This is a genomic window from Marinobacter sp. MIT930201 (assembly GCF_047122665.1).
Classification (GTDB): domain Bacteria; phylum Pseudomonadota; class Gammaproteobacteria; order Pseudomonadales; family Oleiphilaceae; genus Marinobacter; species Marinobacter salarius.
In genome coordinates this window covers 387,372-403,492 of the sequence record NZ_CP138916.1, presented here as the reverse complement: position 1 = coordinate 403,492, position 16,121 = coordinate 387,372, and the positions used below count along the sequence as shown (strand labels likewise).

General features: G+C 55.0%; 8 protein-coding genes, 2 tRNA genes and 3 rRNA genes. 9 read left to right on the top strand and 4 right to left on the bottom strand.

The window, feature by feature from the left end:
• The first annotated feature begins 13 nt into the window (after positions 1-13).
• From SIC19_RS01920 to rrf, 9 genes are all read left to right on the top strand, one after another.
• The gene (locus SIC19_RS01920) at positions 14-1,480 is read left to right on the top strand and encodes a cobyric acid synthase (protein ID WP_127400916.1); all 1,467 of its coding nucleotides are present in this window, start codon (positions 14-16) and stop codon (positions 1,478-1,480) included.
• Between the two features lie 9 nt (positions 1,481-1,489).
• Entirely contained in the window at positions 1,490-2,212 is a 723-nt protein-coding gene (gene bluB / locus SIC19_RS01915) for a 5,6-dimethylbenzimidazole synthase (protein WP_127400918.1), read from the top strand.
• Positions 2,213-2,245: 33 nt separating this feature from the next.
• The gene (locus SIC19_RS01910; RefSeq protein ID WP_007154793.1) at positions 2,246-2,428 is read left to right on the top strand and encodes a DUF1289 domain-containing protein; all 183 of its coding nucleotides are present in this window, start codon (positions 2,246-2,248) and stop codon (positions 2,426-2,428) included.
• 38 nt (positions 2,429-2,466) lie between these two features.
• Positions 2,467-3,657: a formate-dependent phosphoribosylglycinamide formyltransferase gene (gene purT / locus SIC19_RS01905; RefSeq protein ID WP_127400919.1), complete on the top strand. Its 1,191-nt coding sequence runs from the start codon at positions 2,467-2,469 to the stop codon at positions 3,655-3,657.
• Between the two features lie 369 nt (positions 3,658-4,026).
• A 16S ribosomal RNA gene (locus SIC19_RS01900) occupies positions 4,027-5,566 on the top strand.
• Between the two features lie 111 nt (positions 5,567-5,677).
• Positions 5,678-5,754: transfer RNA gene (locus tag SIC19_RS01895), tRNA-Ile, on the top strand.
• 96 nt (positions 5,755-5,850) lie between these two features.
• Positions 5,851-5,926: transfer RNA gene (locus tag SIC19_RS01890), tRNA-Ala, on the top strand.
• A gap of 355 nt (positions 5,927-6,281) precedes the next feature.
• Positions 6,282-9,177, top strand: a 23S ribosomal RNA gene (locus SIC19_RS01885).
• 101 nt (positions 9,178-9,278) lie between these two features.
• Positions 9,279-9,394, top strand: a 5S ribosomal RNA gene (gene rrf / locus SIC19_RS01880).
• Together the 16S, 23S and 5S rRNA genes with 2 tRNA genes alongside form the textbook arrangement of a ribosomal RNA operon.
• Before the next feature lie 45 nt (positions 9,395-9,439).
• Here rrf and SIC19_RS01875 read toward each other — a convergent pair.
• Genes SIC19_RS01875 through SIC19_RS01860 form a run of 4 tightly spaced genes read right to left on the bottom strand, consistent with a single transcriptional unit; the run spans position 9,440 to position 16,085 of the window.
• Positions 9,440-10,183, bottom strand: coding sequence for a response regulator (locus SIC19_RS01875; RefSeq protein ID WP_036206551.1), 744 nt, complete (start codon positions 10,181-10,183; stop codon positions 9,440-9,442).
• A 33-nt stretch (positions 10,184-10,216) separates the two neighbouring features.
• Positions 10,217-10,933, bottom strand: a complete 717-nt coding sequence (locus tag SIC19_RS01870) for a sensor histidine kinase (RefSeq protein ID WP_127400921.1) — start codon at positions 10,931-10,933, stop codon at positions 10,217-10,219.
• Positions 10,930-12,570, bottom strand: coding sequence for a tetratricopeptide repeat-containing response regulator (locus tag SIC19_RS01865; protein WP_127400923.1), 1,641 nt, complete (start codon positions 12,568-12,570; stop codon positions 10,930-10,932). The genes SIC19_RS01870 and SIC19_RS01865 overlap by 4 nt, the downstream gene beginning before the upstream one ends.
• A complete protein-coding gene (locus tag SIC19_RS01860) occupies positions 12,567-16,085 on the bottom strand; it encodes a PAS domain-containing hybrid sensor histidine kinase/response regulator (protein WP_041334959.1) in 3,519 nt (1,172 codons plus the stop codon). Before SIC19_RS01860 ends, SIC19_RS01865 begins: the two co-directional genes overlap by 4 nt.
• Positions 16,086-16,121 lie beyond the last annotated feature (36 nt).

The window sequence follows — 16,121 nt, the reverse complement described above, 5'->3', positions numbered from 1 at the left end:
GAGGCTGCTACCCATGACCACGTTGATGATACAGGGAACGACTTCCGATGCCGGCAAAACGACGGTCGTCGCCGCCCTGTGTCGGTGGCTGGCGCGGCAGGGTGTTTCCGTGGCGCCTTTCAAACCTCAGAACATGGCCCTGAACAGTGCGGTTACCGTAGACGGCGGTGAAATAGGCCGTTCCACGGCACTTCAGGCACTGGCCTGCGGGCTCGCCCCGCATAGCGATATGAATCCGGTGTTGCTCAAGCCCCAGAGTGACTGCGGTGCCCAGGTAATCCTGCGAGGCAAGGTTCACGGCAATATGAACGCTCTGGATTACCATGCCTACAAGGCCGAGGCGATGGCCTCTGTGATGGAGGCATGGCGTGACCTGAGTGCCCGCTATGAGGTAATCATTGCCGAAGGGGCTGGTAGCCCCGCCGAGATCAATTTGCGTGCGAATGATATTGCCAACATGGGCTTCGCCGAAGCGGCCGATTGCCCAGTGCTCCTCGTCGGCGATATTGACAAGGGTGGTGTATTTGCCCAACTGGTGGGCACGCTTGAACTCATCACCGAGAGCGAACGAGCGCGCACGAAAGGCTTCGTTATCAACCGTTTTCGGGGCGATATTGCCTTGTTGAAGCCAGGCCTGGATTGGCTGGCCGAACGCACTGATAAAGCCGTAGCTGGCGTATTGCCGTATCTGCATGGCTTGGTGATTGACGCTGAAGACAGCGTTGGCACCAGTGGCACCAATGAACCCGATGCACTGAATGTGATCGTCCCGGTGTTACCTCGCATCAGCAATCACAATGACTTTGACCCCCTTCGTCTGCACCCGGGCGTCAACCTCCAATTCATCGGCCCCGACCAGCGGATTCCCCCGGCTGACCTGATCCTGTTACCGGGCAGCAAAAGCACCCGGCATGATCTGCAGTGGCTGAGATGCCAGGGCTGGCCTGAGGCTATTCAGAAACACCTCCGTTATGGCGGCAAGGTGTTAGGCATTTGCGGTGGCTTTCAGATGATGGGGCGGGAGGTATCCGACCCGGACGGCCTGGAAGGGGATGCCGGTACCACGCCTGGCCTTGAGTTGCTCAACATGACCACACGGATGGTTGCCGGCAAAACGCTGAAGGATGTTTCCGGAGAGTTAACGCTTGGCAGTGGAAGGCCGGGGTTCACAGGTTATGAGATGCATAACGGTATTTCCTGTGGCCCCGCGCTTGAACGCCCCATGGCGACGCTGAATGGACAGCCTGAAGGCGCAGTGAGTGAGGACGGTCAGATAATTGGAACCTATGTTCACGGCATTTTCGATCAGCCTGAAGCGACCCGTGAGATACTCGAATGGGCGGGCTTGGGAGCTCAGCATCAGGCCGTAGACTACAAGGCACATCGCCTGGAACAGCTGGATCGCCTGGCGGATCTCGTTGAGGAGTGTCTGGACACGGGGTTTCTGAAGCATTTGCTGGGACTCAACCGACGGCATTAGAGGCAAAGAATGACAGACAACAGAACCCACCGGCCAAACCAGAATCGCCCCTTTAGTGATGAAGAAACGAGCGGGCTTTATCGTGCGATCCATGAACGCCGGGATGTGCGCTCGCAGTTTCTTCCTGATCCGATTCCCCCGGATGTCCTTGCCCGACTGCTCGACGCGGCCCACCACGCACCCTCCGTCGGTTTTATGCAGCCGTGGGACTTTCTCGTGATCGATAGCAAGTCAGTGCGCAGCGCAGTGCTTTCCATTTTCGAGGAAGAAAACCGGAAAGCCGCGGAAAATTATGAAGGCGATCGCAATACACAGTATAAGAGTCTGAAGCTCCAGGGCATCCTGGAGAGCCCGATTAATCTATGCATCACCTGTGACCGAAGTCGTGGTGGTAGCCATGTGCTGGGACGTAACTCGATCGTCGAAACGGATCTTTTCAGCACGTGCCTGGCGGTACAGAACTTTTGGCTGGCAGCAAGGGCTGAAGGGATCGGTGTGGGCTGGGTCAGTATTCTGGATCAGGAAAAGCTGGCGAAGACACTGAAGCTCCCCGAACACGTTTACCCGTTGGCCTATCTGTGCCTTGGCTATGTCAGCGAGTTTCTTGAACAGCCTGAACTACAGAAAAAGGGATGGCGCTCGCGGTTGCCTCTGGCTGATCTTGTGCATGGAAGCACCTGGGGTGAGTCGTTGACGGAACCGGCGTTAGAAGCAGAGATCAGGAAAGGTTAAAGTAGTGGTCAAGACGTTAGGTGAGGTTGCGGAATGAAAGTGGCTGATAAGGTGCGCTCGCCCTGTGTGAGTATTTGCGCCCTTGATGACAACGATATGTGTGTTGGGTGCCATCGCAGTGGTGATGAGATCACGCGATGGTCCCAGATGAGCAATGAAGAGCGCCAGGAAGTGCTGCGCAAAGTGGCCGAGCGTGAAAGCAAATTTTTGATCTAGGTCTTTGACCCCCGATATCAGGAAAGGCAGAAACTTTCATGACTGACACAGTTCGTATTGGTACTCCGCTGAAAGGAAATGCTTTCAGGGTTCTCTTCTGTGGCTCGGGAGAGCTGGGCAAGGAAGTTGTGATTGAACTCCAGCGCTTTGGCGTGGAAGTTATCGCAGTTGACCGTTACGCCAACGCCCCGGCCATGCAGGTGGCCCATCGGAGTCACGTTGTCGATATGCTCGATGGCGCTGCCTTACGCAGCATTATTGAGGCGGAAAAGCCAAACCTCATCGTGCCGGAAATTGAGGCGATTGCCACGCCGGAGCTGGTAAAGCTTGAGCAGGAAGGCTATCGGGTGATTCCCACCGCAAGAGCCGTCAATCTCACCATGAACCGGGAAGGTATCCGTCGCCTGGCCGCCGAAGAACTCGGGCTTGCAACGTCGCCCTATCGATTTGCCGAGTCGAAAGAGGAGTATCTTGCGGCCGTCGAAGCCATCGGAATGCCTCTGGTGGTGAAGCCCGTTATGAGTTCTTCAGGAAAAGGGCAGAGCACGGTCAAGTCCGCCGATGATATTGAGACCGCTTGGGATTATGCCCAGACCGGTGGTCGAGCCGGCAAGGGAAGGGTGATTGTCGAAGGGTTTGTGGATTTTGACTACGAAATTACCTTGCTGACCGTGAAGCACCGCGACGGTATTTCATTCTGTGATCCTATTGGGCACCATCAGGAAGACGGCGATTACCGTGAATCCTGGCAGCCGCAACCAATGAGTGACAAGGCGCTGGCCCGTTCCCGGGAAATCGCGGAAGCGGTTGCCAGCAATCTGGGTGGCTATGGTGTCTACGGTGTGGAATTGTTTGTGAAGGGCGATGACGTATGGTTTTCAGAAGTGTCGCCACGCCCTCATGACACGGGGTTGGTGACTCTGGTTTCCCAGGATCTGTCCGAGTTTGCCTTGCACGCCCGCGCCATCCTCGGGTTGCCGATACCGGCGATCCGTCAACAGGGCCCCTCAGCCTCCGCAGTGATATTGCCGGAGGGTGATTCGGATGCGGTTGCCTATACCGGGCTTGAAAAAGCGTTGGCTCAACCTGACATCTTTATCAGGCTCTTTGGGAAACCTGAACTGAAGGGGCGGCGGAGAATGGGGGTCGCGCTTGCGACCGGTAGCTCGATTGACGAGGCCAGGGAGAAAGCAACCCAGGCTGCGGCCGCTGTGAAAACCGAGCTTTGACGATAAATCGTCAGGTTTCCTGAAAAAGTTATAACGAACCGTTGACAGTCGGAGTGAGCTCTGTAGAATACGCATCTCTTTCGAGGGGCACGCCACTGAGGCGGGCCAGAAATTGAAAGACAACCGTTTGAATTAATTGAAGATTTCGAGTTTCAAAATTCTTCAGAAAGCGGTTGACAAGGCAGCGATTCGATGTAGAATACGCCACCTTGATCGGGCAAGCCCCGAACGCTCTTTAAAAAGTTAACCAAGTAATTCGTGTGGGCGCTGGCCGAGGTATTTCGGATACGAAATATCAGGACAGTGACTCGTCGAAATTGAGTTTTGTCTTGAGCAAGAATAGAGAATCTTCGGATTCTTGTATGATTTAAACTGAAGAGTTTGATCATGGCTCAGATTGAACGCTGGCGGCAGGCTTAACACATGCAAGTCGAGCGGTAACAGGGGGAGCTTGCTCCCCGCTGACGAGCGGCGGACGGGTGAGTAATGCATAGGAAACTGCCCAGTAGTGGGGGATAGCCCGGGGAAACCCGGATTAATACCGCATACGCCCTTCGGGGGAAAGCAGGGGATCTTCGGACCTTGCGCTATTGGATGTGCCTATGTCGGATTAGCTAGTTGGTGGGGTAAGAGCCTACCAAGGCGACGATCCGTAGCTGGTCTGAGAGGATGATCAGCCACATCGGGACTGAGACACGGCCCGAACTCCTACGGGAGGCAGCAGTGGGGAATATTGGACAATGGGGGCAACCCTGATCCAGCCATGCCGCGTGTGTGAAGAAGGCTTTCGGGTTGTAAAGCACTTTCAGTGAGGAGGAAAACCTTACGACTAATACTCGTGAGGCTTGACGTTACTCACAGAAGAAGCACCGGCTAACTCCGTGCCAGCAGCCGCGGTAATACGGAGGGTGCAAGCGTTAATCGGAATTACTGGGCGTAAAGCGCGCGTAGGTGGTTTGATAAGCGAGATGTGAAAGCCCCGGGCTCAACCTGGGAACGGCATTTCGAACTGTCAGGCTAGAGTATGGTAGAGGAGTGTGGAATTTCCTGTGTAGCGGTGAAATGCGTAGATATAGGAAGGAACACCAGTGGCGAAGGCGGCACTCTGGACCAATACTGACACTGAGGTGCGAAAGCGTGGGGAGCAAACAGGATTAGATACCCTGGTAGTCCACGCTGTAAACGATGTCAACTAGCCGTTGGGACTCTTGAAGTCTTAGTGGCGCAGCTAACGCACTAAGTTGACCGCCTGGGGAGTACGGCCGCAAGGTTAAAACTCAAATGAATTGACGGGGGCCCGCACAAGCGGTGGAGCATGTGGTTTAATTCGACGCAACGCGAAGAACCTTACCTGGCCTTGACATGCAGAGAACTTTCCAGAGATGGATTGGTGCCTTCGGGAACTCTGACACAGGTGCTGCATGGCCGTCGTCAGCTCGTGTCGTGAGATGTTGGGTTAAGTCCCGTAACGAGCGCAACCCCTATCCCTAGTTGCTAGCAGTTCGGCTGAGAACTCTAGGGAGACTGCCGGTGACAAACCGGAGGAAGGTGGGGATGACGTCAGGTCATCATGGCCCTTACGGCCAGGGCTACACACGTGCTACAATGGTGCGTACAGAGGGCTGCAAACCCGCGAGGGGGAGCTAATCTCACAAAACGCATCGTAGTCCGGATCGGAGTCTGCAACTCGACTCCGTGAAGTCGGAATCGCTAGTAATCGCGAATCAGAATGTCGCGGTGAATACGTTCCCGGGCCTTGTACACACCGCCCGTCACACCATGGGAGTGGATTGCACCAGAAGTGGTTAGTCTAACCTTCGGGAGGACGATCACCACGGTGTGGTTCATGACTGGGGTGAAGTCGTAACAAGGTAGCCGTAGGGGAACCTGCGGCTGGATCACCTCCTTAAACGAAGCCGAATGCTTCGGTCAGAGTCCACACGAATTACTTGGTTAGCTTAAGAAGAGAGCAAAGGGTCTATGCAGGCCCGACTTGGCTTGTTTCAGGACAAGCAAAACCGGGTCTGTAGCTCAGGTGGTTAGAGCGCACCCCTGATAAGGGTGAGGTCGGTGGTTCAAGTCCACCCAGACCCACCAGAATTGCGTAGCTCGTCGTTGTGTCCGGACTTGCATAGCAGGCTATGCGGCGCCCGAACACGCCTAGATCTACACAATTCTTGTAAATAGCTTTTAGGGGCTGTAGCTCAGTTGGGAGAGCGCCTGCCTTGCACGCAGGAGGTCAGCGGTTCGATCCCGCTCAGCTCCACCAATACCTGGACAGATCGATGAATGCCTGGCTTCGGTCAGTGTGCAGAAACAAGCGTTTCGGTTTAATGACAAGAGTTGTTAAGCGGAAGTTCTTCTTTCTGATCACTGGGTCAGATTTGCTCTTTAACAAATTGGACGAGATAGAACACGAATACTTTTTCTCATTATCTCCGAGAGAAAGTGTTCAATGTGATAGCGATTTCAAGCGTTATCCGGTGTTGTCGTTGAAGTGGTTGTATATGACTTCGAGTGACTGTCTCTGAATCTCATCTCTGAATGAGAAGGTTGTGTTCACTTCGGTGGGTGCGATGTTCTGGTTGGGTGTGAGAAACGGATCAGTTGTCTTGGGGTTATATAGTCAAGCAACTAAGCGCATACGGTGGATGCCTTGGCAGTCAGAGGCGATGAAAGACGTGGAAGCCTGCGATAAGGCTCGGGGAGCTGGCAAACAAGCTGTGATCCGGGCATCTCTGAATGGGGAAACCCACCGGTCTTCGGACCGGTACCGTACGGTGAATACATAGCTGTACGGGGCGAACTCGGGGAACTGAAACATCTAAGTACCCGAAGGAAAAGAAATCAACCGAGATTCCCTCAGTAGCGGCGAGCGAACGGGGACCAGCCCTTAAGCTGGACAACTGGTAGGAGAAGGCCCTGGAAAGAGCCGCCATAGTGGGTGATAGCCCCGTATCCGAAACCTGAGTCCAGTGAAATCGAGTAGGACGGGACACGAGACATCCTGTCTGAACATGGGGGGACCATCCTCCAAGGCTAAATACTCCTGACTGACCGATAGTGAACCAGTACCGTGAGGGAAAGGCGAAAAGAACCCCTGTGAGGGGAGTGAAATAGATCCTGAAACCGTATGCGTACAAGCAGTCGGAGCGGACTTGTTCCGTGACGGCGTACCTTTTGTATAATGGGTCAGCGACTTATGTTCAGTGGCGAGGTTAACCGTTTAGGGGAGCCGTAGGGAAACCGAGTCTGAATAGGGCGATTTAGTCGCTGGGCATAGACCCGAAACCGGGCGATCTATCCATGAGCAGGTTGAAGGTTGAGTAACATCAACTGGAGGACCGAACCCACTGTCGTTGAAAAGCCAGGGGATGACTTGTGGATCGGAGTGAAAGGCTAATCAAGCCCGGAGATAGCTGGTTCTCCCCGAAAGCTATTTAGGTAGCGCCTCGGACGAATACCACAGGGGGTAGAGCACTGTTTCGGCTAGGGGGTCATCCCGACTTACCAACCCGATGCAAACTCCGAATACCTGTGAGTACTATCCGGGAGACACACGGTGGGTGCTAACGTCCATCGTGAAGAGGGAAACAACCCAGACCGCCAGCTAAGGTCCCCAAATACCAGTTAAGTGGGAAACGATGTGGGAAGGCTCAGACAGCTAGGAGGTTGGCTTAGAAGCAGCCATCCTTTAAAGAAAGCGTAATAGCTCACTAGTCGAGTCGGCCTGCGCGGAAGATGTAACGGGGCTCAAACTGGTTACCGAAGCTGCGGCTGTGCACGCAAGTGCACGGGGTAGGGGAGCGTTCTGTAAGCCTGCGAAGGTGTGTCGAGAGGCATGCTGGAGGTATCAGAAGTGCGAATGCTGACATGAGTAACGACAATGGGGGTGAAAAACCCCCACGCCGGAAGACCAAGGGTTCCTGCGCAACGCTAATCGGCGCAGGGTGAGTCGGCCCCTAAGGCGAGACCGAAAGGTGTAGTCGATGGGAAACGGATTAATATTTCCGTACCTTGGATAGCTGCGATGGAGAGACGGAGAAGGCTAGGTGAGCCGGGCGACGGTTGTCCCGGTTTAAGCATGTAGGCAGTGGGATTAGGCAAATCCGGTCCCACAATGCCGAGACGCGACGACGACTGCCCTTTTAGGGCGGGAAGTCATTGATGCCCTGCTTCCAGGAAAATCTTCTAAGCTTCAGGCTATTCGAGACCGTACCCCAAACCGACACAGGTGGTCAGGTAGAGAATACCAAGGCGCTTGAGAGAACTCGGGTAAAGGAACTAGGCAAAATGGTGCCGTAACTTCGGGAGAAGGCACGCCGGTGGTATGTGACGCCCTTCGCGGGTTGAGCAGAAGCCGGTCGAAGATACCAGGCCCCTGCGACTGTTTATTAAAAACACAGCACTGTGCAAACACGAAAGTGGACGTATACGGTGTGACGCCTGCCCGGTGCCGGAAGGTTAATTGATGGGGTTAGCGCTTGCGCGAAGCTCTTGATCGAAGCCCCGGTAAACGGCGGCCGTAACTATAACGGTCCTAAGGTAGCGAAATTCCTTGTCGGGTAAGTTCCGACCTGCACGAATGGCGTAACGATGGGGGCGCTGTCTCTACCCGAGACTCAGTGAAATTGAAATCGCCGTGAAGATGCGGTGTATCCGCGGCTAGACGGAAAGACCCCGTGAACCTTTACTATAGCTTCACAGTGAACTTTGAGCATGTTTGTGTAGGATAGCTGGGAGGCTTTGAAACCAGGACGCCAGTTCTGGTGGAGCCAACCTTGAAATACCAGCCTGACCTGTTTGAGGTTCTAACTTCGACCCCTTATCGGGGTTAAGGACACTGTGTGGTGGGTAGTTTGACTGGGGCGGTCTCCTCCCAAAGCGTAACGGAGGAGCACAAAGGTGGGCTAAGCATGGTCGGACATCATGCGGTTAGTGTAATGGCACAAGCCCGCTTAACTGCGAGACAGACACGTCGAGCAGGTACGAAAGTAGGTCATAGTGATCCGGTGGTTCTGTATGGAAGGGCCATCGCTCAACGGATAAAAGGTACTCCGGGGATAACAGGCTGATACCGCCCAAGAGTTCACATCGACGGCGGTGTTTGGCACCTCGATGTCGGCTCATCACATCCTGGGGCTGAAGCCGGTCCCAAGGGTATGGCTGTTCGCCATTTAAAGTGGTACGCGAGCTGGGTTTAGAACGTCGTGAGACAGTTCGGTCCCTATCTGCCGTGGACGTTGGAGATTTGAGGAAAGCTGCTCCTAGTACGAGAGGACCGGAGTGGACGAACCGCTGGTGTTCGGGTTGTGTCGCCAGACGCATTGCCCGGTAGCTATGTTCGGATAGGATAACCGCTGAAAGCATCTAAGCGGGAAGCCCCTTCCAAGATGAGATCTCCCTGGACCCTTGAGGTCCCTGAAGAGCCGTTCAAGACCAGGACGTTGATAGGTCGGGTGTGTAAGCGCTGCGAGGCGTTGAGCTAACCGATACTAATTGCTCGTGAGGCTTGACTATATAACACCCAAGACAATTGCGGATAACGCAAGAGCCATTGTGCTCAATCGAAATCGACATCACATCGTTCTACCTCGTCCACCCAGTGATCAACCGTTTTGCCTGACGACCATAGCGGTCTGGAACCACCTGATCCCATCCCGAACTCAGCCGTGAAACAGACCAGCGCCGATGGTAGTGTGGCTTCTGCCCATGTGAGAGTAGGTCATCGTCAGGCTCTTAATATAAAACAGCCCCGACAGCGTATGCTGCCGGGGCTTTTTTATTGCCTGCTCACTTCCTCGAGTTCAACCAGGCTACCTACAATTTCCTGCATAACGGCCAGTTGTCCGTTCAGGCTTTCAAGCAAGATCGACAGGTCTCTCAATTCCAGACCGAAGAAGAGAACGATACCTGCGAGGCCGGCGACACTGCCAATCGCCAGCCACTTCAGTCGGTTGCGCTGCCCGTCAAGACCTTCCTGATGCATGGCTTCCAATAGGGCAACACTTTTGCGCAGCTGCCTGAGTTCGTCGTGCGTTTCCTCATAGGCGATCTCCAGGGTGGCGAGCCGTCCTGTCAGTCGTCTTGTGTAGCTTTGTTCAATGAGTTCGCCAGTGTTATTGTCGATTGGCGACAGACTAGGCAAGGTGGAGGCATCTGTCAGGATAGCCTCGATAGTGGTAAGGAGTTGTTCCCGATCAACCTGTTTGCCAATCACACCAGCGGCACCACGGGCCTTGGCATCCTGACGATAACGCTCCGCGCTTTGCGATGTGTACATGAAAACCGGGATGTGCCGTAGCTCAGAGTCCGCCTTGATCACATCCAGGGCTTCCAAGCCGTTCATTCCGGGCAAGAGGTGGTCCAGGAAAACCAGGTCGAAAGCCTCTTCACGTAACTGTGTGAGGCCTTCCTCAGCGCTGACGACGCCTTTTGTCGTCAGGTCGGCGCGTTCCAGCAGGCGGGCCAGGATGATGCGTGCCGTCGACGAATCATCGACAATTAAAGCGTGACCTCGAGCCATTGGTTCCCTTCCTGAAGTATTGGCTGTGTTCCATCATGGCAGCCAGATCTCGAATACGCCACCGCCCAGGCGGCCATCATTGTGCAGCTTGATATATCCATGGCGGTCACCATTGCTATGAAGCTGGGCAACCGATGATGCGAAGAACAACCCAAGGCTGGTACTTCCACTGTTGAAGTTCAGGGATTTGAAGCTGGGCGTTCCATTGTGCTGCATGTTTTCCGGGTATCCGTCGCCGTCATCTTCCACGCCAATAACCAGAAAATCATCATGTATCGCCGCTGTCAGCTTGATCATACTCTTGGTGTATCGGATGGCGTTGTTGATGGTGTTATTGAGTACGCCGGTCAGCAGGTCCTCATCGAAGAAGCCGTTGATATCATCGGATTCGATCGCCAGCTTGATCCCCATGCCCTCAAGAAGCGGCGTATGGCGTGCCATTTGCTGGGCCAGGAAGTCCGGAACGAAGTGCTCCTCAACATGTGCGGACAGGTTGTTTTCGCCGAGCCTGTAGATGCCCAGCAACTGCACCAGATCGTTGTGCATGCGTTCGGCTTCATACTGCAGGGTGTTGAAGCGGGGAGAATCGCTGATGGTGTCTGTCTGCTCCTGGCGAAGCTCATCCAGGGAGTTCAGCAACATGCCCAGCGAATTCTTCATGTCATGGACGGCTGAGGCCAGCACCATTGAAAAGTCGATGCTCTGTGTACCTCGGGGGTGAGTCAACTCATCATGATCATTGGTGGTCATGACATCATTCCCTCCAGTTTCTTGCGCAAAGAGATCAGGCGTCGGTGCTGGCGATGTTGTTCTGGCAGATCAGCGAGTTTTTCCAGGCATTTTTCACAGCGCTTCAAAAGCTCTCGATCACCTGCTGTACCCTGATATTGCTTCATCAATACCTGTACCAGGTTCAAATTGAGAGAGGCGTGGGAGGGCACGATATCCAGTGCCCGGTTGAATGTGGTCACGGCCTCTTCCAGATTGCCTGCCTCGAACGCCTTGATGCCATCACGATTCAGAGACCGGGCTTGAAGTTTTTGTCGGAAGCCCACCGGTTCATCGAGTAAGCTCTCGATTTTCTGCAATAGCGGAGGGTTATCGCTGCAACGAAGGGCAAGGGCATTGAGCAGGCCCTTGGCATCGGCCTCCCGGCCCAGACGGAACAGCGTCTTGGCGTAGTCAAGGCAGGCTTCGGGAGGCATTAGATCAGGGTCGAGTTCGTCCGCAACGCTGTCTAGAGCATTTTGGGCTTCATTCATTCGGTCTTGGCCGGCATGAACCCGGGACTGGACAATTCGGCTACGCAGCTTAATGTTTTCCTGTCCGGCAAACCGCTTTTCCATACGTCGGAGTATGGTCAGAGCTTCGTCCGCATGGGCTGTGCCCTCATTTGACGAGTCCCCTTCACTGAGGTCTGACAGTGACTGGCCCAATGCAAGATAGTGTTCTGAGTTGTCGTGTATCGAGTAGGTGCCAAGGCTGACGGTCTGCCGCCAGGCTTTGGACGCTGTCGGCATGTCTTGATTGGACGAGGCAAGTACGGCCAGGTGCCTGTGTCGCAACAGCGCGTTAGGGGAGTGCTCTGCCGCCTTCTCAAGAATCTGTTGGGCTTGGGTGGGCCGGCCCTGTTTTTCGAGAGCCTCGGCAAGAAGATCATACGCTTCCATGTAATCCGGATGCTGAGACACCAGTGCTTTCAAGGTTGCCGCCGCTTCATCGTAATTCTGGTTGGCAATCAGAATTTTGCCACGACCAAGCCGTGCCCAGGACAGATCGCGCTGGCTCAGTACATCGTCATGGATTTTCAGGGCATGGCTGAAGTCTCCAACCTGATAATAGAGGTCGGCCAGCGTTTTCATTAGCCAGGTCTTGTAGCGAGGTTGCGAGGGTAGCGTCTGCAGGCATAGAGAAATGGCCTCGGGGAAGTTTTCCCGATCGATCTCCCGGTTGATCGGAAGCAGGGCATTGCGTTGCGCGATAAGGCCGCCCAGTCGCTTTTCAAGCATGGCACGGTTGATGGGCTTGGTGAGGTAGCCGTCAGGTTGGTATTCCCGGGCGCCCATCACCATCTCCTTGGAGGTTTCGGCGGTCACCATCAGAAACAGCGAAGAGCGTTTCAGGAGTTTCTTGTGCCGGAGCTCCTCGAGTATATGCTGGCCGTTCTTGCCCTCACCCAGGTTGTAGTCGCAAAGCACCACGTCTACGTGGTTATAGGCACAATACTGGACGGCAGCGGATGCGTTGGCGACCGACTCGATCTTGTCGGCGCCGCAATTCCGCAAGATTTGCCGCATGGACAATCGAAAGTTCTCAAAGTCGTCGACGACCAGGTAACTGAGTTTCCCGAAGTTGGCGCCGATGGCATTGCTAGTGGGTTCGGTCATGACCGTTTCTGTTTCAGCAACTTGTTAACCAGTGCTCGCAATGCGGCTGGTTTCACCGGTTTATAAAGGATCTGGTAGCCCCTGTTGATCGCATCCTCCCTCACGTCCGGAGCCATATAGCCGGTAATGAGTATGCCAGGTATATCATTGCTGATCTCGTCCCTCAATGAGTCCATGGCGTCGAGCCCATTCCGGTTATCGTCCAATTGGTAGTCGGCCAATATGATGTCCGGTTTCGTGCCGTTCAGTTTGTCCCGAGCATCCTCCAGACTTTCGGCTGTTGTCACGTCACAGTGCCAGTTATCCAGCAAGGCACTCATGCCATGGAGGATAGCAGGGTCATTATCGATACAGACCACGTGAAGGCCTCCCAGGCTCGATACACGCCGCGACGCGGGTGCAGATTTGGTGGTGCTCTGGTCACTTTGCTCGGCCGGCGCAACTGGCACGGTGATGCTGAATACGCTGCCGAGTCCCTGAACTGACTGTACGTTCACCGGGTGATTCAGCATGCCGCAGATGCGGTCGACAATCGCGAGCCCCAGACCAAGGCCTTTTTTGTCTCGGCCCTGCTGAAAACGACGGAATTCCTCGAAGATGTGAGTAAGCTGGTCTTCCGGAATACCCGGCCCGGTATCCCATACCTCAATGCGGATATACCCTTTCAGACGCCGACAGCCCAGCAGGATTTTCCCACTTGGGGTGTAACGAATGGCGTTGGAAAGAAAATTCTGGATAACGCGCCGCAGCAGTTTTGAGTCTGATCGCACCCAGGCGCTGCTGGGGACAACATGAAGATCCAGGCCCTGGTCTTTTGCGATGGCAGAGAAATCGGTTGCCAGGTGCCGCATGATCTCGTTAACCGGAAACACACCGATATCCGGTTCCAGTGCACCGGCGTCCAGCTTTGAGATGTCCAATAGGGTGCTGATGATTTCTTCGGCGGCGCCCAGCGAGCTGTCAATGTGGTCCACCAGTTCGGTCATTTCAGGATCCCTGGCTTTACCCGCCAGAGCCGAGGTGAACAGGCGCGCGGCATTCAGGGGTTGGAGAAGGTCATGACTTGCTGACGCCAGGAAGCGGGTTTTGCTCTGGTTGGCCTGTTCAGCCACGGATTTCGCCTTGAGCATCTGCTCATTGATCACCTGGAGTTCCTGGGTGCGTTCTTTGACGCGCTGCTCCAGGTAGATATTGGTTTCCTTCAGCGCTTGCTCGGTCCTTCGCATAGCGGTGATGTCCTGGAAGGTGGTTACGTAACCACCTCCGGGAATCGGGCTACCATCAATCCTCAGTACGGTGCCGTCCGGTCGTTGTCGCTCGTAGGACATCGGCCGACCCTCGCGCATGCTGGCGCAGCGATCAGCAATGACCTCGTCGATTCGTCTCGCTGGCAGGTTGGCACTGGTCAGGTTGTACCGCATCAGGTCTTCCACCGGACGGCCGACCCGGACGAAGCCCTTCGGGTAGCTGAATTGCTCCAGGTAGCGGTGGTTCCATACCACCAGCTGTTGTTGGTGGTTCACGACGGAAACACCCAGGCTGATGTTTTCAATTGCCGATTGCAGTAATTCCCGGCTGAAGGTCATGGCCTGCGAGGCTTCATCGACGATGCTCACGACGTCCTCGATCTGCATGTCCCGCCCGGTGAGCGTGGACTCCAGTACCACGCGTGCCGTGGACGCCCCGATAACCGATGCCAGTTGCCGCTCAATGAACTTCATCAGGTGTGACGAAGCTGGCCTATGAGGGTGCAGGCGAATGGCGTTGCGCCGCTCGTAGTTGCGGAAGATGGCTTCGGCTCGCTCTTCCCCCATGAAACGGTCGGAGATTGCCTGCAGATCAGAGGTCAAGATTTCACCCTGCCAGCTCTGTTGCTGCGGCGTCTCAGCTCTCGGTTGGGGATCGTGGAAGAACGAGGCGATCTGGATCTTTTCCCGCACCCGTTGGCGGGTCAGCATCGAGAGAACGATGTAGGTAACGGTGTTGATGCCCAGGCTCCAGATAATGCCGTGGCTGGTCTGATCAAGTTCAGAACCAAAAAGAGCCGTGGGCCTTGTCCAGTTAATGCCCCAAACCCCATGATCAATAAGGGTATCGCTTAACCAGCCAGTGGATGCCAGAGCGGGTAACAGCAGGGTATAGCACCACATCAGGAAGCCGAGACCGAGGCCCCAGACAGCGCCGGTATGGTTGCCCTTGCGCCAGAGAATACCACCGACAAGTGCGGGTCCGAACTGGGCCGCTGCGGCGAATGAGAGCAGCCCAAAGGCTGTCAGGCTGTAATCCGCGCCTGCCATGCGATAGAACCCGTAGGCAGTGAGCAACACCACGAAGATAGCAACCCGTCGAATGCTGAGTAGCAGGTAGCTGAGATCGGAACGTTTGTTCATGCCGGGGCGGAAGAACTTAAGTAGCGCCGGCATGATGATTTCATTGCTGACCATGGTTGCGATGGCGACCGAACAGACGATGACCATTGCTGCCGCAGCTGATCCACCGCCCAGGAATGCCAGGATAGCGAGCCATTGTTCTCCGGCCAGAATTGGCAGGTTCAGAATCAGAATGTCCGGATCGGACGCGCTGGCTTCCGGGGATAACAAGCCTGCTGCCGCAATAGGTAGAACAAAGGCGCTGGCAATAATCAGGTAAATCGGCATCGCCCAGCGGGCGGTTTCAAAATCCCGGTGGTCGGTGTTTTCCACCACCATGACATGGAACTGTCGGGGTAGGCAGATGATTGCCAGCATGGCCACCAGCGTTTGGGTAATAAAAGCCGGAGCCTCTACGCTGTCGGTGGTCAGTGTGCCGACGAGCCCGGCGCTGCGGACGTTGCCCCAGAGATCACCGAAGCCGCCATAAAGACCATAGATAACGAACAGGCCAACGGCCACGAAGGCCACGAGCTTTATCAACGACTCAAAGGCCACTGCCTGTATCATGCCCCGGTGGTGCTCGGTTGACTCGAGGTGTCGGGTACCGAACAGAACGGTAAATACTGCGAGTACCAGCGTGATATACCAGGCCGAATCGTTCCACGCAGCGGTACTGAGTTCATTGGGTTCCACGCCAGTGTCCGAGAGGACGCTAAAGCCCATGGAGATGGCTTTAAGCTGCAGGGCAATGTAAGGAACACTGCCGATCAGTGCGAAGATTGCCACCATAGCGGCGAGTGACTGGGATTTGCCATAACGGGATGCTATGAAGTCCGCAATCGAGGTGGTGTTGTTGCGCTTGCTGATGAAGATGATACGGCGCAACAGGGGAGCGCCAAAGACAAAAACGAGTAACGGGCCGAGATAGATTGGCAAAAAGCCGAGCCCCTCCTGAGTGGCTCGGCCTACGGCACCGTAAAACGTCCAGGAGGTGAAGTAGACCGCCAGTGACAGAGCATAGATATGGGTACGTGCCAGTCGGCGACGGTAGAGACCAGGATGCTTGTCGCCGGCCCAGGCAATAACAAAAAGAATCGAAATGTAGGTGATGGAAATTAAGACCAGCAACCAGGCACTAATCATAGTTCGCTCTTTTTATTCTACCCGGGGTTCTCGGGA

What these genes read in the sequence shown, in the direction of transcription:
- SIC19_RS01865 (WP_127400923.1), bottom strand. Translation starts at nt 12,570, where the DNA reads ATGACCGAACCCACTAGCAATGCCATCGGCGCCAACTTCGGGAAACTC.
- SIC19_RS01910 (WP_007154793.1), top strand. Translation starts at nt 2,246, where the DNA reads ATGAAAGTGGCTGATAAGGTGCGCTCGCCCTGTGTGAGTATTTGCGCC.
- SIC19_RS01875 (WP_036206551.1), bottom strand. Translation starts at nt 10,183, where the DNA reads ATGGCTCGAGGTCACGCTTTAATTGTCGATGATTCGTCGACGGCACGC.
- SIC19_RS01920 (WP_127400916.1), top strand. Translation starts at nt 14, where the DNA reads ATGACCACGTTGATGATACAGGGAACGACTTCCGATGCCGGCAAAACG.
- purT (WP_127400919.1), top strand. Translation starts at nt 2,467, where the DNA reads ATGACTGACACAGTTCGTATTGGTACTCCGCTGAAAGGAAATGCTTTC.
- bluB (WP_127400918.1), top strand. Translation starts at nt 1,490, where the DNA reads ATGACAGACAACAGAACCCACCGGCCAAACCAGAATCGCCCCTTTAGT.
- SIC19_RS01870 (WP_127400921.1), bottom strand. Translation starts at nt 10,933, where the DNA reads ATGACCACCAATGATCATGATGAGTTGACTCACCCCCGAGGTACACAG.
- SIC19_RS01860 (WP_041334959.1), bottom strand. Translation starts at nt 16,085, where the DNA reads ATGATTAGTGCCTGGTTGCTGGTCTTAATTTCCATCACCTACATTTCG.